The organism is Acinetobacter sp. YH01009, from assembly GCF_013420765.1.
GTDB lineage: Bacteria > Pseudomonadota > Gammaproteobacteria > Pseudomonadales > Moraxellaceae > Acinetobacter > Acinetobacter amyesii.
In genome coordinates this window covers 42,356-62,842 of sequence record NZ_VOYE01000003.1, presented here as the reverse complement: position 1 = coordinate 62,842, position 20,487 = coordinate 42,356, and the positions used below count along the sequence as shown (strand labels likewise).

Genomic DNA, 20,487 nt, shown 5'->3' with positions numbered 1-20,487 from the left:
TCTAAAAGGCTGGGTTCATGTGAATCCCCTGCAGACACAAAGTATCTATTTGAACTCCTCCTACCTTGGAGTTCATAAGCTACGTGGTATATTAAAATCGCGCCGAAGTGCGGTCTTAAAATATGTGTAAGTGCTTTAAGTCTTTAGACTTATTTACTTGGTAAGGATAGTTATGGCATTAATCGTTCAAAAATATGGCGGTACCTCAATGGGTACTCCAGAGCGCATTTTAAATGTTGCTCGTCGTGTAAAGCGTTGGCATGATCACGGTCACAAAGTTGTGGTTGTTGTATCTGCAATGAGTGGCGAAACCAATCGTCTACTTGCTTTAGCGAAAGCCATTACCGAAACACCTGATCCACGCGAATTAGACCAAATGGTGTCTACGGGTGAACAGGTAACGATTTCTATGTTAGCAATGGCACTTAACTCTATTGGTGTTGAAGCTAAATCACTTACAGGTCGTCAAGTTGGTATTAAAACCGACAGCGCATTTACCAAGGCGCGTATTGAAGCGATTGATACAGATGTATTGACTTCAAACCTTGACGCTGGACGTGTCATTGTAGTGGCAGGTTTCCAAGGCTTTGATGCCGAAGGTAACACTACGACTCTAGGTCGTGGTGGTTCTGACACTTCAGGTGTTGCATTGGCAGCTGCACTTAAAGCTGATGAATGTCAGATTTACACAGACGTTGATGGTGTTTACACCACTGACCCTCGTGTCGCTCCAAAAGCGAAAAAAGTTGATCGTATTTCTTTTGAAGAAATGCTTGAAATGGCATCACTTGGTTCTAAAGTCCTTCAAATTCGCTCTGTAGAATTTGCCGGTAAATACCAAGTGCCTTTACGCGTATTATCAAGTTTTGATAATGACGATGATGGCGCATTCGACGAAAACTTTAAACAAAACGTCGGGACACTAATCACCACTGAAGCGGAAGACAACATGGAACAACCAATCATCTCAGGTATCGCGTTCAACCGTGATGAAGCTAAATTAACTATTCTTGGTGTACCGGATAAACCAGGTATCGCTTCAAACATCCTTTCACCAATTGGTGATGCCAATGTTGAAGTGGATATGATTATCCAAAACGTGGAAGAAGACGGTACAACTGATTTCACTTTTACAGTTAACCGTGGTGAATTACCAAAAGCGAAAGCTATTCTTGAAGCGACTGCACAAGAAATTGGTGCACGTGAAGTTGCAACTCGCGCAGACATCGTTAAAGTATCGATTGTTGGTGTTGGTATGCGTTCACACGCTGGTGTAGCAAGCAAAATGTTTACTGCTCTTGCAAAAGAAGGCATTAACATTTTGATGATCTCGACTTCTGAAATCAAAATTTCAGTGATTATCGATGAGAAATACTTAGAGCTTGCTGTACGTGCTCTACACACTGCATTCGGTCTAGATCGTGAAACAGGTGAATCAAGCGCGCGTGCTTAATTAACCTTGCTGTGTGTCAAAATTTGTCATTGTTAGACAGATTTTGAAAAACATCGTAAAAATTCAGAGCCACTATAGTTTTTTTTATAGTGGCTCTGTTATATTAAACCTGAGGATTTTAAAATTTACTCAGTTTGCGACTGTCACAATGATTGTTTCAGATGCACTGCTAAATTTTTTTGCTTTTACAAGTTATGAATTTTACATAACAGATCATTTGCAGGTTTTGCATTTTGCAAGGAGAGAAACATGCTGATTCTGACTCGTCGTGTCGGAGAAACATTAATGATTGGAGACCAAGTTAGCGTGACTGTACTTGGTGTTAAAGGTAATCAGGTTCGTATTGGCGTGAATGCTCCAAAAGAAGTATCTGTTCATCGTGAAGAAATTTACCAACGAATTCAACATGAACGCGCAATGCACGAACATCTCCAAAACATTGATCAAGAATATCAGCCATCTTTTGAAGAAACTGATTATTCACAAAACAACTATAATCGCTAAGATTTAAGTTGTTAAATGATAAAGCGGCTCATTAGGCCGCTTTAAATTTATCTAGAACATGCGTTTACTATATAAGTTCAACTGAGCTTAATTACTGCCCTTCTAGAACTTTACGTACGGGGCCAAAACTGCGGCGATGTTCATCAATCACCCCATACTGTGCAATCGCTTCGAAGTGCGCTTTGGTTGGATAGCCCTTGTGTTTCGCAAAACCATACTGTGGATATTTTGCATCCAGTTCAACCATTTCGTGGTCTCGAGTCACTTTTGCCAAAATACTCGCAGCCGAAATCTCTGGATGAATCGCATCACCGCCCACGATTGCATCACAGCTCATTGCTAAACCGGTTGGGACTTTATTACCATCGACCAACACGTGTTCTGGCTGTACATTGAGTTTTTCCACTGCACGACGCATTGCAAGTAATGATGCTTGCAAAATATTGATCTCATCAATTTCTTGTGCAGAACTTTCAGCAATCGCCCAAGCCAAGGCTTTTTCTTGAATCTCAATAAATAACTTTTCACGTTTTTTTTCAGTGAGTTTTTTAGAATCGTTTAAACCTTCAATCGGGTTATTTGGATCTAAAATGACAGCTGCCGCAACAACCGAACCCACCAATGGACCGCGACCCGCTTCATCTGCACCAGCAATTTTCATATATCTCTCACTCAAAATAAAATACGACCCTTAATTTGGATTTACTGATACTCAGCAAAACCATTGTCAGGGTCGTATAAAATGTTCTAAATCTTAGTTTTTAAATGTTTCAATCACGCAAGCATTTAAAGTATTTGTCACGATTTTAGCCGCAAGATTTGCTTGTGAAGTTTTATCCATTGCTGCTACAACCAAATCCGTTGCAGTCACGCTAGTTGTCGCTTTCTCGCCTACACATGAACACACTTCAGTTTGTAGTTCAGATTTTTGAGTTTCTGTTAATAATTTTGAACCTGTTTTCCAGTAGCTGTTGTTATTTAGCTCAGTCACGCATTTCGCTTGAACACCCACTTTAACCGCCATCATTGCCAAGCTGTTTGCTGAAGTTGTACCTGTAGAACTTGTACCTGTTGTACCAGTCGCAGCACATGCAGAAAGAACAAGCGCTAATGGCGCTAGAACAGCAACTAATTTTTTCACGAATATTTCCTTTGTTCTGTTAATTAACGCGCATATTGTGCCCCAAATCACACACCATCCGATATGACTATTTAAAATAAATTCGGTAATTGTGTAGTTAATCATCAAAGCCTGTGTTGCATATTCACAACACAGTGTCCCGATTTTAAACGACGCATATTTTTGTGGTCTGTATTAGAATCTGCATAAGATTGAACGCTTAAATAATCAACATGAGCAATAACACACAATACTACACTCGAACAGCTCAGGTCTTACATTGGCTGATGGCGATCATATTCATCGTGGCATGGTTAATTGGCTTTTATAGTGGCAATTTTATGAGTTATGACGTCGATGGTAGCTTTAAAGGGCAAGTCATTACCCTCCATAAAAATATTGCGACTACGATTATTTTTCTGGCGGTGATACGAATCTTTTGGCGCTATACCCACCCCACACCTGAATTACCTGACAGTATGTCATCCGGCATGAAAACCTTGGCACATTTGGGTCATTTAGCACTGTATTTTGTACTACTGGCTTTACCGATTACAGGTTGCTTATTTAGCTGGAGTGCAGGTCACCCTGCCCCTGTCTTGTATTTGTTTGAAATACCACGCTTGGTCCAAGATAATCCTGAATTACTTGCCATCGTGAAACCATTACATATTTGGATTTCTTGGGCAGCAGGCTTGCTCTTAGTGGTTCATATTTTGGCAGCACTGAAACATCATTTTATTGATAAAGACCATGTGCTCAAAAGCATGACACGACAACCAAAACCCTAACAAAGACAAAATAAAAGCCACATTATGTGGCTTTTATTGTGAGCATCATCTTTTAATTCAGCACTTGCTGAGCACAGCCACGCATACTATTCAAAACCGCTTTAGAAATCAGTTTATTCTTTTCAGTTTCATTCACTGCAGCAGTCATCAGATCTTTCGCACCAATATCATCCATAGCATGCTCACTCACGCACTGACAAATCGCAGCTTGATTGTCTTTTTTCTGTTGAGCACTCATAAACAACGCAGCACCTTTCCAAATTTTAGAACTATTTAACTCTTGCGAGCATTGATATTCAATCACGGGCTTTAGCATACGCTGACTTAAACTTGATTTATCTGCAATAGCAGCCGATGAAATCAATACTACGGCTAAAAATGTAATCGATGAGGCAAATATAGAGCGATTTGAATGACAGAAAAGCATGATTTAAACATAAAAAAGGCAGTGAATATTCACTGCCTGAGATTATACACTGATTATTAATTCAACGCTTCAATCTTTTTAATCCAAGTTTGTTTTTCCGCATCTGAAATAAATGATGCTTCAAAAGAGTTAATTGCCAGTTGCTTTAACTCTGCATTGCTTAAATCAAGCGCTTTGGTGATCGCAACAAAGTTATCATTCATATAGCCACCAAAATAAGATGGATCATCTGAATTGACGGTCACATGCACACCTTGTTGCAATAGTCGGCGAATATTATGATCAGCCATATCATTCACAACACAAAGTTTTAAATTACTCAGCGGGCAAACGGTTAATGGCATTTTCTCTGCAATTAAACGCTGCATTAAGGCTGGATCTTCTTCTGAACGTACACCATGGTCAACACGATTTACTTTCAGTAGATCCAAGGCTTCCCATACGTATTCTGCTGGACCTTCTTCCCCTGCATGCGCAACGATAAGAAAACCTGCTTCACGTGCTTTGGCAAAAACACGTTCGAATTTTGATGGTGGATGACCCACTTCACTCGAATCTAAACCAACACCAATAATTTGATCTTTATATGGTAAAGCTTGTTCTAATGTTGCAAATGCTGCGTCTTCAGATAAATGACGTAAGAAACACATAATCAGATGTGAGCTAATGCCCAGTTTTACTTTGGCATCATCACAAGCGCGTTGTAAGCCATTCAAAACCGTTTCAAAAGCAACGCCACGATCTGTATGAGTTTGTGGGTCGAAGAACATTTCAGTATGAACCACATGATCTTCTGCACATTTTTCAAAGTATGCCCATGCTAAATCATAAAAATCTTGCTCATGAATCAGTACATTTGTACCTGCATAATAAATGTCTAAAAAAGACTGTAAATTATGAAAGTTATACGCTTCTTTTAATTCTTCGACTGATTGATAAGGGATTGCAATATTGTTGCGTTGGGCAATTGCAAACATGAGTTCAGGCTCAAATGTCCCTTCAATATGCACATGTAGCTCTGCTTTTGGCAAAGCGCGAATCAGCTCAAGTTGATCCATCTCTTATCCTCATAAAAATAAAAAAGGGTGCAAACTGAGTTTACACCCTTTCGCTATTTGACAGTATTAACCGCCAAATGCAGCAAATTTCAATGCCCAAAGTACAGCAATAATCCAAACCATATACGGTACAGTTTTCGCTTTACCTGTCAGCAATTTAACCAATGCATAGCTAATGAAGCCCATTGCAATACCGTCTGCAATTGAATACGTAAACGGCATAAATACAATTGTTAAGAATGCTGGGACTGCTTCCGTAATATCATCCCACTCAATATGAACGATACCTTGAATCATCAACACACCAACAAACAATAATGCTGGCGCAGTTGCAAAACCTGGTACAGACTGAGCAAGTGGTGCTAAGAACAATGCCAAAATAAACAATACAGCAACTACAACTGCAGTTAACCCTGTACGACCACCGGCAGCAACACCTGCTGATGATTCAATATAAGGCGTAGTCGAAGACGTACCCAATGCCGCACCCGCAACAATTGCAGATGAGTCAGCAAATAATGCTTTCTTCAAACGTGGTAATTTACCGTCTTTTAATAAGCCTGCACGGTGTGATACACCGACCAATGTACCTGTAGAGTCAAATAAATCAACCAAGAAGAATACAAAGATTACGCCAATCAAACTTGCTGTGAATAGACCTTCGAAGTTCATTTGCATGAATGTTGGAGCGATTGAAGGAATAGCACCTACAACACCTTTAAATTCGTTGAAGCCCAGTAGGGTTGAAATTGCAGTAATCACCAAAATACTGATGATGATTGCACCACGTACTTTGAAGTGATGCATAACCACAACCATCAAGAAGCCAAGTAAAGCCAACAAGACAGACGGCTGTTTTAAATCACCCAGACTAACCAATGTTGCAGGGTTATCAACAATAATGCCGGCATTTTTCAAAGAAACCAGTGCAAGGAATAAACCAATACCGCCGCCGATCGCCAGTTTAAGCGACATTGGAATCGCATTGACAATCGCTTCACGGATTTTGAACATGCTGATAGCGATAAAAACAAGGCCAGAGACAAAAACAGCTGCTAAAGCAGTTTGCCATTCCACGCCCATACCCAAACATACAGAATAGGTAAAGTAAGCGTTTAAGCCCATACCGGGTGCTAAGGCAATTGGATAGTTAGCAACAAGCCCCATCACCAAACAGCCAATGGCTGCTGCTAGACAGGTTGCGACAAAAACAGCGCCATGATCCATACCCGTTTCGGACAAAATCATTGGATTGACAATAATGATGTAACACATTGTCAAGAAAGTAGTTACACCTGCAATGACTTCTGTTTTGAAACTGGTTTTGTTTTCGCTCAGTTTAAACAGACGTTCAAGCATGTTCTCGGAAGATGGATTAGGAGTCGTCATGACCTAGCCCCTATGAAGTAAACTTTATGCATATAAGCATTCCACAAAATTAATCATGTCATGTATTCATCATTAATTTTGTGTATGCCTAAGCAACGAATATGCCAATTCGGCAGATTGTAGGCTTTAAAAAATCCTATTTTCAACAACATACAACACGGTACAAATGTTGAAATTTGCAAACAAAAAAGCTGCATAAACCTATGCAGCTCCTCTATTTATGTCATTTAATTCGTATTTAATATCAATAAATACTGATCAAATTAATTTCGGCAAATTATAACACATTGATTTTTTAATGTTTCCACATTTTCATCGCTTTTCAATTTAGTAAATTTAAGACATTGTTTTCTTTATAAAGTTTCAAATTATTATATATAAAAATAAAATATCAATATTTAAACGAACACTTCAAGACCATGCTTGAGCTCAATGCAAAAGCAGCAAGATTGATTTTTTTTAGCGCATATAAGGTGATGCGCTCAAATCATCATTGAACACCTGATTAATTTCTTGCTGTCGCTTTAACTCTGCATTCTTATAAACACTAAACCCTAAAAACACAATGCTGAGTATAAAAATTGGTATCAGTATTTTTTTCATAACAAAATTTTATTCATGTTTAAATATTTAGCTATAATAACAAAAAACTTAAACAAAAAAGTGATGTATTTCACAATTTTATATCTTATTAAGTCATTTAATAAGCTATTTGTTCGATCAATGTTAACTTTGTAATATATTTTAGACTGATAGACAAGATAATAACTGAATGTTTTTTCGAAGCCTTTTCCGCAAAAAGCCTCAAATCATAGATCATTTCACCTGCGAAATTTAAAGCACGATCAATTTCACAGACCCACCATTACATCTCGAATGAAGAAGATAAAAAAAGCCGCTGAGTTCTAAGCAGCGGCTATTCATATTCTTTTCGGTCTAAGTTTTTCAATTTCGAAATTAAGCGGCTTGTTGTTCGTCTCGCTTAAAGACCAATTCGCCCTTTAAGCTACTCTCTGCATCGAAATAATAACCATCGGTATTGAACGACTTGATATCTTCAATACGTTCAATTTTATTTTCCAACAAATAACGCGCCATTAGGCCACGTGCTTTTTTGGCATAGAAGCTGATGACTTTATATTTGCCGTTCTTTTGATCCAGAAAAACAGGTTTGATGATTTCGGCTTTAATTTTTGATTCTTTGACCGACTTATAGTATTCATCTGAAGCGATGTTGACCAAAAGTTCAGAGCCGGCTTTTTCCAAATCGTCATTGATGAGATTGGTGATTGTATTATCCCAAAACTCGTACAAGTTATGTCCACGTGGGTTTTGCAACTTGGTCCCCATCTCTAAACGATATGGCATCATTAAATCCAGTGGACGCAATAAACCGTAGAGACCCGAGAGCATACGCAAATGGGTTTGTGCGTATTGAAGGTCAGTATTTGCAAGTTGATAAGCATCTAAACCGGTATACACGTCACCTTTAAAGGCAAAAATTGCTTGACGTGCATTGGCAAAATCAAAATCAGGCTGCCAATCTCGGAAGCGCTCAACATTTAAAGTCGCAATTTTCTCACTGACACTCATCAAGCTTGAAATTTCACTTGCCGACAATTTACGTGCGACTGAGATCAATTCTTCAGAATGATCTAATAGCCGTGGTTGAGTGAATTTTTCAGTCGGTAAAGCGGTTTCGTAATCTAAAGTTTTTGCTGGAGAAATTAAAGCGAGCATAAACATCCTGATTAATTTTTAATTAAACAAACTATAACAGTAGAGTATTTTTAAATCCAATCTGTGTTTTAGATAATATTAATCTGTAAACTATAGACTCTCCCGCTTTCACATTTTAGTCATTATGTCAGAACAAATGTTCATTCAAGGGCCGATGGGTCAACTTGAAATTTTTGTTGATTATCCACAGGGTGAAGTGAAAGGATTCGCGGTAGTTACACACCCTCACCCATTGCAAGGTGGTACACCACAGCACAAAGTCCCTGTGCTTTTAGCGCAAATGTTCTTAGAACGTGGCTATGTTGTTTACCGCCCAAGTTTCCGTGGTTCTGGCCAAAGTGCAGGAATACATGACGAAGGCAATGGTGAAACCAAAGACACTATGCAAGTCATTGAATTTGCTCGCAACCAACATCCGAACCTGCCATTTTATGCAGGCGGTTTTAGTTTTGGTGCAAATGTCATGACTAAATGCTATGCCCTATTGCCAGTAGAATTGCAGCCTGTACAAACTATTTTATGTGGCCTACCAACCACAACAGTTGCAGGTGTGCGTCACTATGTGACTCCGCATATTAAGGGTGATATTTTATTTATTCATGGTGAAGAAGATAATGTCACACTGTTATCTGACTTGATTCAGTGGGCCAAACCACAGCGCCATTTAATCACGGTTTTGCCAGGTGCAAACCACTTCTTTACAGGTTATCTAAAACAGCTTCGTATCGCGATTTCACGCTTTTTAGTATAAAAAATACAAAAAAATGAGTCAGCTTAACTGGCTCATTTTTTTTGCCTAGCGAACGCTCTATTCCCCCAATATTTCAGATAAACTGAACTACTCGCTTGTCGAGTTATCCATTTTTTGCATTAGTAATCACAATTCGTTCAACATGTAATGACTTAAGCCTATGCTCGTTTAATTTTGATTACGCCTCAATTTTTTATCTAAAAACCAATTATTTACTTGTTTAAATAATCAACTACAGAAATAATACCCAGAAAAATTAAGATAAAATTTAGAGGGAAAAATGAAATTTATTGTTGCTGTGATTTTAAGTCTAAGCATTGCAGCTTTGGTCTATTATTTTAATTCAACCCCATCCACAACGACAAATTTGCCAGCGTCTACGGTTGCTGCGAACGATGGTCCCAAAGCCTATTTGACTGCGTCATACAAGATGAATGTCGATGGTCGTGATTTTAGCTTAAAAATGGTCTACGACTTTCCCAACAGCCAAGTGTGTGAAGCCCAACTCAACAGCACTGACACCATGAATATGATTTCAACCTTTAAGCAACGCTGTTCGAGTGACTCGGTGTGTAAAGAAGCTGAAATTTCGTCTTGTTCATCTTTTACCGATCAAAAATATAAAGATATGCTCGATAAAAAATATCATGACACCCATTATATTTATTTAAGCGATAGTAAATTGACTGATCAACGTGGTGTGATCGTGTTTTGGGGACTCAATGAACAAGAGTCAGAAAAAATGTGTGACTATGTGAAAAAGAGCAATCGAACTATTAATCCTATCAATATTGAATGTCTATAACGTTGTAAATACATTCCGTTAAAAAACAAAAAAGCAGCGCTATGCTGCTTTTTTATGGATGATTTTTAATTCAATTTTTCAGATTACTTTGTCATTTGTTTCCATTGAAACTCACTATATGACTCTTCTTCTTTTAAACTGTTTTCAACCGCTTGAGCCAATTGGTTCAATAGACTTTGCTCGGTAATACGATCTAACCAATCTTGGTCTTCATCTGGATAAGAGGTAATTTCACAGACTAGACGACCGGATTCATCCTGCCCCTGACATGTCACTGAAAGTGGCAATTCATGCTGATCGACACTGACTGCAATCTGATCACCACTTTGCGATAATGTTTGAAAGCCATATTTCTCAAGCTTACTTGCTAAAAACTCAGCCACTTGAGTTTGAGTATCAGTACTGCTTTCAACTCGATTTGAATCGCTATGGGCGGTGAATTGTAGTTTTCTCATGTATCTATCCAAAGACATTCTTGTTGTATAGTTTTAGCATAAGCAATTAAAACCAAACAGCCAAGCATTTGCTTGGCTGTTGTTGAATAAATATACAAATTTAGTGAATTATTTATTCACTTACCGCAATCGTTAAACCGGCTTGAGTCGCTAGCTCTGTAAATGTTGGGAAACTTGTTGCAACAGTTTCTGTACCCACGATATTAATTTCACCCGAAGTACGTAAACCTGCCATTGAGAAGCTCATTGCAATACGGTGGTCATGATGTGATTCGATTTCACCACCTGTGAAGATTGCACCCCACTCACCCGCTTTGCCTTGACCTTCAATGATAATGCCGTCCTCGGTTGGCGTACAATCGATACCCATAATTTTTAGGCCATCTGCCATCACTTGAATACGATCCGACTCTTTCACTCGAAGTTCAGCTGCACCAGTCAAAATGGTTTGACCCTCTGCACATGCAGCAGCAATAAATAACGCTGGGAATTCATCAATCGCCAATGGCACTTGATCTTCTGGCATATGAATGCCTTTGAGTGTACGTGAACCACGAATACGAATATCTGCAATCGGCTCACCGCCAGCGATACGTTCATTTTCAACAGTCAGGTCAGCACCCATCTGTTTTAAAATTTCGATTACACCTGTACGTGTTGGATTAATGCCGACCGCTTCAAGTGTGACATCTGAACCTTCAGTAATCGCTGCACCCACCATAAAGAATGCTGCAGATGAAATGTCAGAGGGTACTTGAATGTCCGTACCGACTAACTTGCCGCCACCTTGAAGTGAAATGCGGTTGCCTTCTGTTTTCACGTCATAACCAAATGCGCGAAGCATACGTTCAGAATGGTCACGTGTCGGTTCTGGCTCAGTGACAACAGTTTCACCTTCCGCCCAAAGACCTGCCAACAAAATACCAGATTTTACTTGTGCAGATGCCATTGGTAAGTCGTAGTGAATACCTTTAAGGTTTTGACCTCCAGAAATAGATACGGGCGGCGTACCACGCTCACCTGTGGTTTGAATTTGCGCACCCATTTCACGTAATGGTTTTGCAATACGTTCCATTGGACGTTTTGATAATGACGCATCACCCGTCATCACCGAATCAAACTTCTGTGCCGACAACATGCCTGAAAGCAAGCGCATGGAAGTGCCTGAGTTACCCATATACAAAGCGCCAGCAGGTGCTTTTAAACCATGCATGCCTACACCATGAATGGTGACTTCGCCGTTTTTAGGGCCTTCAATACTCACCCCCATATCGCGGAATGCTTGGAGGGTTGCCAAGGCATCTTCACCTTCAAGGAAACCAGTGACATGCGTTGTGCCTTCTGCAATAGCACCAAACATGATAGAGCGATGTGACACAGATTTATCACCTGGCACAGTAAATTTACCTTGGAATTGCTTTGGACCCGGTAAAATTTTGAATTGCTGTGTCGTCACTTTATTTTTCTCCATCAGTGGTTTCTTTGCGAGCATGTGATTGAAATGTTGACGTGCCGCTTGTGCATGCCCCAACAGTCCCATCAACGCTTGTGAATTTTCATCTTCAATCAGTTTGCGAAGAATAGCCAATTGTTTTTCAAAGCCATCTACCGCATTTAAAATTGCCTTTTTATTGGCAAAAAAGATGTCATGCCACATATGTGGGTCGCTTGCAGCAATGCGTGAGAAATCACGAAAACCGCCAGCGGCATAACGGAAAATATCTAAATTGTCTTCTCGGTTCGCAAGTTGCTCAACCAAGTTAAATGCCATCAAATGCGGAAGATGACTGGTATGGGCCAACACTTCATCGTGTTTTTCCACATCCATGCAAATCACTTCCGCTTTGGCAGCTTGCCACAATTGAATCAGTTTCTCTACAGCCCAATCTGCACTGCTAGGTAATGGTGTCAAAATCACTTTGTGATTAGCAAATAAATCTACCTTACCGGCATGCACACCTGTTAGTTCAGCCCCCGCAATCGGATGCCCCGGTACAAAACCAGCAGGTAATTGCTCACCATAAACCGCTTTAGCTGCATCAACAACATTGCCTTTGGTACTTCCAACATCGGTAATAATCGTCTGTTCGGATAGATAAGGTTTGATCGCTTCAAGGACTTTTTGTGTCGCACGAACAGGTAAAGCCAAAACAACAAGATCTGCACCTTTGACCGCTTCAGCAGGATCGCTATAACCCTGCTGAATAAGCCCTAAAGCTTTTGCATCTTCTAAAGTTTTTTGTGAACGCGTAGACGCCACAATTTCCTTAGCCAAACCTTCAGCAATCATGACGCGAGCTAGGCTTGAGCCAATCAGACCAAGCCCAATAAAAGCAACTTTTTCAAATAGTGGCACAGACATGACTTAAGCTTTAGCCTCTAAGCCCAAAACTTTAGCTAATGCCGCCAAGAATTTAGCATTTTCAGCTTCAGTCCCAATTGATACACGTAAATGCTCAGGGATACCAACTGGACGAACAATCACACCTTCTTTTAATAAAGCATTAAAGGTCTGTGCAGGATCTGCTTTTACATTAACTAAAATGAAGTTCGCACGTGAAGGCACATATGCTAAACCTAGAGCATCAAATCCTGACTCAAGTTGCGCCATACCTGCTTTATTGACTACACGTGATTTTTCAATAAACGCTTCATCTTTGAGTGCAGCAACAGCAGCCACCATTGCAAGATGGTTTACGTTAAAGGGTTGACGAATACGATTAAGGAAATCCGTCACTTCAGCTGAAGCCAAAGCAAAACCTACACGTAGTGCAGCCAAGCCATAGCATTTTGACATGGTACGGCTCACAATTAAGTTTGCGTATTGATCTAAGAATTTCAAGCTGTTGAAGTTTTCTGGGAAATATTCCACATAAGCTTCATCTAAAACCACAATCACATTTGCAGGTACTTTTTGCATGAACGCTTCAAATTCAGCTTCTTCAAACCATGTACCTGTTGGATTATTTGGGTTCGCAATAAAAATCAATTTAGTATTGTCTTTAATTGCCGCAGCCATTGCATCTAGGTCATGTGAAAAACCTTTTGCAGGCACTTCAATCGCTTCAGCATTAATGGCTTGTGTCACCAGACCATACACAGCAAATGCGTGTTGGCTATACACCACAGAGTCTTGCTCTGAAACAAAAGCACGAGCGAAAATTTCTAGAAGATCGTTTGAACCATTACCCAACGTAATGCGGTCATGTGCAATACCAAATTGTTTTTCAACTTGGTCTTTCAAAATAAAACCGCCACCATCAGGATATCGACCAATTTCTGCAAGTTCAGCAGCAACCGCTTCTTTCACTTTGTCAGAACAACCCAATGGGTTTTCATTTGATGCGAGTTTTACGATATCTGTAATACCCAACTCACGCTCAAGTTCACTAATTGGTTTACCTGGTTGGTAAGGCTTTAGCTTTGCAATGCCTTCATTGGCTGGGACAAACGTCATTTTACACTTCCAGTTTTTTCAAATGATGAAGGTGATCAACTCCTGATGGAATTGATCACAGTTGTGATCTTAAAGAACAGCAATCGGATATGAACCCAATACACGAATTTCTTTTACTAACGGACGAATTTCTTCAATTGCCGCTTTCACGTTTTCTTGCTCAACATGACCTTCCAAGTCCACAAAGAATACATAAGCCCATTTTTCTGGTAATGCAGGACGTGTTTCGATACTTGTTAAGCTAATATTATGCTTGGCAAACGGTGCAAGAATTTCAAGTAAGGCCCCCGCACGGTCATGCGCAGAAATCAACAATGAAGTTTTATCATTGCCCGATTGCGGTACTTTCTCACGACCAATCACCAAGAAACGAGTAGTATTTTCAGGATTGTCTTCAATATTGCTATGCAAAATTTCAAGGTTGTAAATGTTCGCAGCGACTTCAGAAGCAATTGCTGCTGAGTGCCATTCATTGCGAATACGGCGTGCAGCTTCTGCATTTGAACTGAGTGCAACACGTTCTACACCTGGATAATGAGCATCTAACCAACCACGGCATTGCGCCAAAGTTTGTTGATGAGCATAAATTTGTTTAATGCTGTCTTTACGTGTGTTTTCAGACACTAGGAACTGGTGATGAATACGCAGCTCCACTTCACCAATAACATTCAGATGTGAAGATTTGAAGCAATCTAGGGTGTGGTTCACTACACCTTCAGATGAGTTCTCTACAGGCACAAGACCATAGTGCGCACTGCCTGCTTCTACTTCGCGGAATACTTCATCAATCGTTGGAAGAGGGCGAACAACAGCGTCTTGACCAAAGTGTTTCAACACCGCCGAATGTGTATATGTCCCAACTGGACCTAAGAACGCAATACTTTGCGGTGCTTCAAGGGCTAAACAAGCCGACATGATCTCACGGAATAAACGTGCCATTGTCACATCAGACAATGGGCCTTCGTTACGATCCATAACTTTACGTAAAACTTGTGCTTCACGTTCAGGACGATAAAACAGTGGATTCTCTTCAGCAGCAAATTTTGCTTTTGCAACTGCCTCAGCTAGTTTCGCACGACGATTGATAAGTTGTTGAATCTGCATATCAACAGAGTCGATATCTTCACGAATTTGAGCTAAGTCCAGAGAAGTCGGAGTGTTTTGATCATCGTTGATCATTGCTATGTCGCCCTTCAAAAAAATTTTGCAAACAGTATAACAATAGTTAGCTTTCAAATGTTGCGCAATACGACTTTGATGGTTTCAGCCTTAAAAACATACAGTTGATTAAAGCTTCATCAGCTTAACTTAAGAGCCAAAACAGCCAAACTGATAGGTAAAGCCATAATTAAGGCAAATCTTACCTTTTGACGGCTTTATTGATCATTCATCTTGAGCAGCACAATAAGTAGCCCTTCTCCTTTCTAGCTAATTTGAATAGATCCATCTCCTTGTATAAGCCCATCAATCAATTTGTTTCATTGGTCATTTCATTTTTAAATTTTGCTCTCAATACCTGCAGCAAAATAAAAAATTCAAAACTTGGCTTTCATGGCATAGAAATAATTTGAAACTTAAAGATGATCTGTATAAACACTTGGTCATTGATCGTTTTTTCAGTGACTTAATAGGCACTTTCATCTAGTGTTTACAGTCATTGACGCATTTATTACAAAAGACACAGGTAATTTTTATCATTGCTTTGTAGTCTAAATATCAGAAAAAAAATAACAGACCCATAGGTACAAGTATGCACAAGAAAATTGCAGTGTTAGTGACCTACGATTTTGAAGATATTGAGTATCTTGAGCCTGTAGAGGCATTTCGAGCCGCTCGGCACAGCATTATCAATATCGAAGATCAGGTTGGAAAAATCGTTCACGGCATTAAACGCCGTTCCCAGATCACCATTGACCAAAGTATCGACGACGCCTCTGTGAATGATTTTGATGCCTTGTTTATTCCCGGCGGTTATTCCCCAGAGAAACTCGCTTTAGATGACCGTTTTATCTATTTTGTACGTAATTTTGCAGATAGCCAAAAGCCGATCTTGAGCAGTTGCCATGGTCCACAGTTGTTATTAGAAGCTGGTGTCATACAAGGTCGCCATTTCGCCCAATCTGAAACGCTGAAATCTGCTTTACTAAACGCAGGTGTGGTGGTGTCGGATCAATCGGTCGTGAATGATAATAACCTGTATATATCGTCTCGCAGTACTTTAGATACCCCTGAATTTATTGAAGTCTGTCTGCAAGTTTTGGGGCAACCGTCATTATCATAGGTCTCAATATATTCACTTACACTCAACCGCACAATCTAATTCAAATAAGCAAATCTATAGAAATACATCGTCTCTATAGAAATACATCCTAAAAAAAATAGCGAAGTCTTCACTTCGCTATTTTAATTTCAGCCTGATAAATTGTTTATCGACCTAAAATACTTCGTGCCACGATTTCTTTCATAATTTCATTGGTGCCACCGTAGATTTGCTGAATACGTGCATCGACAAAAAAGCGTGAAATTGGATATTCGGTCATATAACCATAGCCACCAAATAATTGAAGTAGATTATGGGCCACTTTCATTTGCATATCGGTAGAGAAGGTCTTGAGGGCTGCTGCAGTTTCAACATCAAGTTTGCCTTGCATATAAAGCTCAACATTTTGATTATAAAATGCCGCTGTAGCCAATTCGTCAATCTTAGCCTGTGCCAAGACAAAACGAGTATTTTGGAACTGTCCGATCGCCTGTCCGAAGGCTTGTCGCTCTTTAACATACTGCGTTGCCACATCAATGGAACCACGAATCGCACCAATTGCAGTCGAGGCAATTGCGGTGCGTTCACGCGGTAACTCTTGCATCAAGTAAGCAAAGCCTTGTCCAGCTTGACCCAAAAGTTGCTCTTTTGGCACTTTGACGTTGTCATAAAACAACTCTGAAGTGTCTTGCGCATGCAGACCAATTTTGTCGAGGTTGGTACCTTTCTTAAATCCATCCAAATGTGTATCGACTAAAAGTAGTGACACACCTTTGGCACGTGCTTGCGGATCGGTTTTCGCCGCCAATACTACTAAGTCTGCATGTTGACCATTTGAGATAAAGGTTTTCGAACCATTGAGAAGATAATAATCACCCTGCAAAATTGCACTACTGCGCATAGACTGCAAGTCCGAACCTGCTCCCGGCTCTGTCATACCAATAGCACCGACCACTTCACCTGTGATCATTTTCGGTAACCAATATTGTTTTTGTTCTTCTGAACCAATGTGCAAAATATACGGTGCTGCAATTTCAGAATGGCATGAAATACCTGTCGATAATGCACTAAAACCTGCGCGCGCAGATTCTTCAACTAGCATCAGTGAATAATGCGTTGGGACGCCATAGCCGCCATATTCTTCAGGCACATCGACACATAAAAAGCCATTTTCACCCAAGGCATTCCATACTGAACGCGGCATAATGCCTTCACGTTCCCATTGCTCATAATGTGGTGCGACATGCTCTGCCATAAAACGGCGAAAGTTATCTCGAAATAATTCTAAGTCTGCATCATAAGCCAGCATGTGTTTCTTCCTTGGTTGAGTTTGTTGTTTTGTTGAACTCCATCCTATTGCAGTTTAGAACAGCCGTCATGCCTAAAAACTAAAGCGTTCAAATTTAGCTTTAGTCCTGCATAAAAAAAGGAAGCCGAAGCTTCCTTTTTAATTCACATCTTTTACATCACAGCATCAGCCTTAGGCATGATGTGCATTACCTTCTTCTTGCATCTGACGGTCAATTTCTTCAGGATTTGCCAAAGCAAAATCCAGTTTTTCTTTGTCTAATTGACCCACCCATTTCGCAACCACAATCGTTGCCAATGAGTTACCGACAAGGTTGGTTAATGCACGTGCTTCTGACATGAAACGGTCAATACCAAGAATCAATGCCAAACCAGCAACAGGAATATGCCCCACAGCAGACAATGTTGCAGCCATGACAATAAAGCCTGAACCCGTCACACCCGCAGCACCCTTAGATGAGATGAGTAGGACCAACAACAACGTGATCTGATGCGAAATATCAAGCGGTGTATTGGTCGCTTGTGCAATAAAGATCGCCGCCATAGTCAGGTAAATAGACGTACCATCTAGGTTAAATGAATAACCTGTTGGAATAACCAGACCCACTACAGATTTTTCTGCACCAGCAAGTTCGAGTTTTTTCAACATACGTGGTAGTACAGATTCAGAAGATGACGTACCCAGTACAATCAAGAGTTCTTCGCGAATCATACGAATCATTTTGAGGATACTGAAACCGCAAATACGTGCAATTGAGCCAAGCACAAGAAAAATAAACAGCAAACAGGTAATATAGAAGCAGATGATCAACTGACCCAATTGCGCCAAACTACCGATACCATATTTACCAATGGTATAAGCCATCGCACCGAAGGCACCAATTGGCGCAAGCTTCATGATCATGTTTACAATGTTAAAGAATACATGTGCAATTTGATCAATAAACTTCAATACAGGCTTACCTGCATCACCAAGTTTATGCAATGCAAAACCAAATAATAAGGCAAATAATAGAACTTGAAGAATCTCACCCTCAGCAAACGCACCAACAACGGTGTTTGGGATGATATTCATAAAGAAATCTTGGGTAGATTGTGCTGCACCAGATTCAACATATTTAGAAATACCTGAAGTATCTAAAGATGCTGGATCTACGTTCATGCCTACACCTGGTTTTGCAATATTAATTACTGCAAGACCAATGATGAGTGCGATGGTCGAAACAATTTCGAAGTATAGTAAAGCGACACCACCTGTTTTACCCACAGATTTCATGCTTTCCATACCTGCAATACCACTCACCACGGTACAGAAGATCACAGGTGCAATAATCATTTTAATCAGCTTGATGAAACCTTGTCCTAGTGGATAGAACAATTCACCCCAGCCTTTTACGTATTGCTCGGTACCATTGATAATTTGTGTGCCACTTGGTGAGAAATGCCCCACCAATACACCCGCAATAATGGCAACGATCACTTGAAAATATAGTGACTTATAAATTGGTTTTTTAGCCATGACATTACTTCACGATATATTTCTGCTTCAAAGAAATATTCAGTTTTTGTCTATTTTCAAAAAATAAACAGCCCAAAACCCCTTTGTCTTCGACAAAAGAGCACCAAAGGTATTTGACTTAGCCAAATACAGAAAAACGAAATATGTATGGTGATTAAATAATCACATCAGGACCTGATATAAAATCAGCGCATTGATCAGGAGATGAAACACATACTAAAGTAGGTTAAATTTTACCTGTTTTTTAATGGCTTGTTCTGCCACAAATGTTAATTTCGGTTAAATAATAGACCGAGATCATTAGACGATAGTCTAAAGACATCCTTTTTTAAACCTGTTATCAGGCTGAAAAATACCAACTATAGAAGTAAACTATCCTTAAGTCCTAATTTTAAGCCCAGTATTTGCATGAACAATAAACGAAATATTTACAAAGATTTTGAACATCCTTTTGCGCAATTTGTCCGTATCGTGGGTAAAGGTAAAAATGGCGCACGTTCTCTCACTTATGATGAAGCCTACCAAGCGTTCAGCATGATCTTAAAAGATGAGGTTTTAGACGTTCAATTGGGCGCTTTCTTGATGTTATTGCGTGTAAAAGAAGAATCTGTCGATGAACTGACAGGCTTTGTCCAAGCCACACGTGATCAGCTCAAGTTTAAAAAGCTTGATGTCGATTTAGATTGGTCATCTTATGCAGGTAAACGCAAACATTATCCTTGGTTTTTATTGGCCGCATTAACGCTGGCAAAACACGGCTACAATGTCGTAATGCATGGCGCTTCAGGTCATACCATTAACCGCCTTTATACAGAACAAGTATTAGAGTATTTGGGTTTTCCTATTTGCCAAAATGATACAGATGTGGAACAGCAGCTTATACAACGTCATTTTGCTTATATTCCGCTCGACGTCATTTCGCCAATACTCAGTGATCTAATTTCACTGCGCAATGTGATGGGTTTGCGTTCCCCAATTCACACCCTTGCCCGCCTAATAAATCCGTTTAATGCCAAAGCCACCATGCAAGCGATTTTCCACCCAGCCTATCGTGGATCACACCAACGTGCGGCATTCCAATTGGGTTATCAAAATAGTGCTGTCATTAAGGGTGAAGGTGGTGAATTCGAACGTAACCCCGATGCAAAAACCTTAATTTGTGGCATCAAGGATGGTGAAATGTATGAACATGAATTGCCTAAACTTACGGACAACCGCAGTCCCGTCGAAGAAGAACTCGATTTGGCCGTCTTTAAAGCCGTTTGGGACGGTCAACAGGTACATGAATATGGTGAAATCGCAGTCATCGAAACCATGGGAATTGCACTGTATACCATGGGTGCCGTCGCAAGTTTTGATGAAGCGATGCAAACTGCCAAAACCATGTGGGCAAATCGTCACGCTTAAATAAGCAGATATGAAGCAACAAATTTAGGCATGCATCAGCCAA

Annotated in this window: 19 protein-coding genes; 7 read left to right on the top strand and 12 right to left on the bottom strand. The window is 40.0% G+C overall.

What is annotated here, in order from left to right; translation table 11 throughout:
• Positions 1–172 precede the first annotated feature (172 nt).
• Both FTT76_RS05390 and csrA read left to right on the top strand, forming a co-directional pair.
• Complete coding sequence (locus FTT76_RS05390) at positions 173–1,453, top strand: aspartate kinase (protein WP_078189079.1); 1,281 nt, start codon at positions 173–175, stop codon at positions 1,451–1,453.
• A 249-nt stretch (positions 1,454–1,702) separates the two neighbouring features.
• Positions 1,703–1,957 carry a carbon storage regulator CsrA gene (csrA, locus tag FTT76_RS05385; protein WP_078189080.1) on the top strand — a complete coding sequence of 85 codons (255 nt, stop codon included), beginning with the start codon at positions 1,703–1,705 and terminating at the stop codon, positions 1,955–1,957.
• Positions 1,958–2,048: 91 nt separating this feature from the next.
• Here csrA and rnhB read toward each other — a convergent pair whose 3' ends face one another.
• Both rnhB and FTT76_RS05375 read right to left on the bottom strand, forming a co-directional pair.
• On the bottom strand, positions 2,049–2,618 hold the full coding sequence (gene rnhB / locus FTT76_RS05380) for a ribonuclease HII (RefSeq protein WP_168379347.1): 570 nt from the start codon (positions 2,616–2,618) through the stop codon (positions 2,049–2,051).
• Between the two features lie 93 nt (positions 2,619–2,711).
• Positions 2,712–3,098: a hypothetical protein gene (locus tag FTT76_RS05375; RefSeq protein WP_168379346.1), complete on the bottom strand. Its 387-nt coding sequence runs from the start codon at positions 3,096–3,098 to the stop codon at positions 2,712–2,714.
• 212 nt (positions 3,099–3,310) lie between these two features.
• On the opposite strand from FTT76_RS05375, the gene FTT76_RS05370 reads away from it, so the two are divergent.
• The gene (locus tag FTT76_RS05370; RefSeq protein WP_180190136.1) at positions 3,311–3,868 is read left to right on the top strand and encodes a cytochrome b; all 558 of its coding nucleotides are present in this window, start codon (positions 3,311–3,313) and stop codon (positions 3,866–3,868) included.
• A gap of 52 nt (positions 3,869–3,920) precedes the next feature.
• On the opposite strand, the gene FTT76_RS05365 is transcribed toward FTT76_RS05370, so the two are convergent.
• From FTT76_RS05365 to yaaA, 4 genes are all read right to left on the bottom strand, one after another.
• Positions 3,921–4,295, bottom strand: a complete 375-nt coding sequence (locus FTT76_RS05365) for a hypothetical protein (protein WP_180108767.1) — start codon at positions 4,293–4,295, stop codon at positions 3,921–3,923.
• A 56-nt stretch (positions 4,296–4,351) separates the two neighbouring features.
• Complete coding sequence (locus FTT76_RS05360) at positions 4,352–5,353, bottom strand: adenosine deaminase (protein WP_180190135.1); 1,002 nt, start codon at positions 5,351–5,353, stop codon at positions 4,352–4,354.
• Positions 5,354–5,419: 66 nt separating this feature from the next.
• Positions 5,420–6,742 carry an NCS2 family permease gene (locus tag FTT76_RS05355; protein WP_078189086.1) on the bottom strand — a complete coding sequence of 441 codons (1,323 nt, stop codon included), beginning with the start codon at positions 6,740–6,742 and terminating at the stop codon, positions 5,420–5,422.
• Positions 6,743–7,699: 957 nt separating this feature from the next.
• Positions 7,700–8,482, bottom strand: a complete 783-nt coding sequence (yaaA, locus tag FTT76_RS05350; protein ID WP_078189087.1) for a peroxide stress protein YaaA — start codon at positions 8,480–8,482, stop codon at positions 7,700–7,702.
• A gap of 124 nt (positions 8,483–8,606) precedes the next feature.
• Here yaaA and FTT76_RS05345 point away from each other — a divergent pair, with 124 nt between their 5' ends.
• Positions 8,607–9,233 carry an alpha/beta hydrolase gene (locus tag FTT76_RS05345; protein ID WP_078189088.1) on the top strand — a complete coding sequence of 209 codons (627 nt, stop codon included), beginning with the start codon at positions 8,607–8,609 and terminating at the stop codon, positions 9,231–9,233.
• Between the two features lie 280 nt (positions 9,234–9,513).
• Positions 9,514–10,038: a hypothetical protein gene (locus FTT76_RS05340; protein ID WP_078194408.1), complete on the top strand. Its 525-nt coding sequence runs from the start codon at positions 9,514–9,516 to the stop codon at positions 10,036–10,038.
• Positions 10,039–10,121: 83 nt separating this feature from the next.
• Here the strand turns inward: FTT76_RS05340 and FTT76_RS05335 are convergent, their stop codons facing one another.
• The 4 genes from FTT76_RS05335 to pheA form a co-directional block, all read right to left on the bottom strand.
• A complete protein-coding gene (locus FTT76_RS05335; protein WP_180009482.1) occupies positions 10,122–10,493 on the bottom strand; it encodes a hypothetical protein in 372 nt (123 codons plus the stop codon).
• 112 nt (positions 10,494–10,605) lie between these two features.
• Positions 10,606–12,855, bottom strand: a complete 2,250-nt coding sequence (locus FTT76_RS05330) for a bifunctional prephenate dehydrogenase/3-phosphoshikimate 1-carboxyvinyltransferase (RefSeq protein WP_180009483.1) — start codon at positions 12,853–12,855, stop codon at positions 10,606–10,608.
• Positions 12,856–12,858: 3 nt separating this feature from the next.
• Positions 12,859–13,950 (bottom strand): histidinol-phosphate transaminase, encoded by a 1,092-nt coding sequence (gene hisC / locus FTT76_RS05325; protein ID WP_180009484.1) that lies wholly within the window; start codon positions 13,948–13,950, stop codon positions 12,859–12,861.
• 69 nt (positions 13,951–14,019) lie between these two features.
• Complete coding sequence (gene pheA, locus FTT76_RS05320) at positions 14,020–15,129, bottom strand: prephenate dehydratase (protein ID WP_078194414.1); 1,110 nt, start codon at positions 15,127–15,129, stop codon at positions 14,020–14,022.
• A 571-nt stretch (positions 15,130–15,700) separates the two neighbouring features.
• Between pheA and FTT76_RS05315 the strand changes: the two genes are divergently transcribed.
• Positions 15,701–16,231: a DJ-1/PfpI family protein gene (locus FTT76_RS05315; RefSeq protein ID WP_180009485.1), complete on the top strand. Its 531-nt coding sequence runs from the start codon at positions 15,701–15,703 to the stop codon at positions 16,229–16,231.
• Between the two features lie 145 nt (positions 16,232–16,376).
• Here FTT76_RS05315 and FTT76_RS05310 read toward each other — a convergent pair whose 3' ends face one another.
• Positions 16,377–17,519, bottom strand: coding sequence for an acyl-CoA dehydrogenase family protein (locus FTT76_RS05310; RefSeq protein WP_180009486.1), 1,143 nt, complete (start codon positions 17,517–17,519; stop codon positions 16,377–16,379).
• 171 nt (positions 17,520–17,690) lie between these two features.
• Positions 17,691–19,037: a dicarboxylate/amino acid:cation symporter gene (locus tag FTT76_RS05305; RefSeq protein WP_180009487.1), complete on the bottom strand. Its 1,347-nt coding sequence runs from the start codon at positions 19,035–19,037 to the stop codon at positions 17,691–17,693.
• 408 nt (positions 19,038–19,445) lie between these two features.
• On the opposite strand from FTT76_RS05305, the gene FTT76_RS05300 reads away from it, so the two are divergent.
• The gene (locus FTT76_RS05300) at positions 19,446–20,444 is read left to right on the top strand and encodes a glycosyl transferase family protein (RefSeq protein ID WP_180009488.1); all 999 of its coding nucleotides are present in this window, start codon (positions 19,446–19,448) and stop codon (positions 20,442–20,444) included.
• The last annotated feature ends 43 nt before the right edge of the window (positions 20,445–20,487 follow it).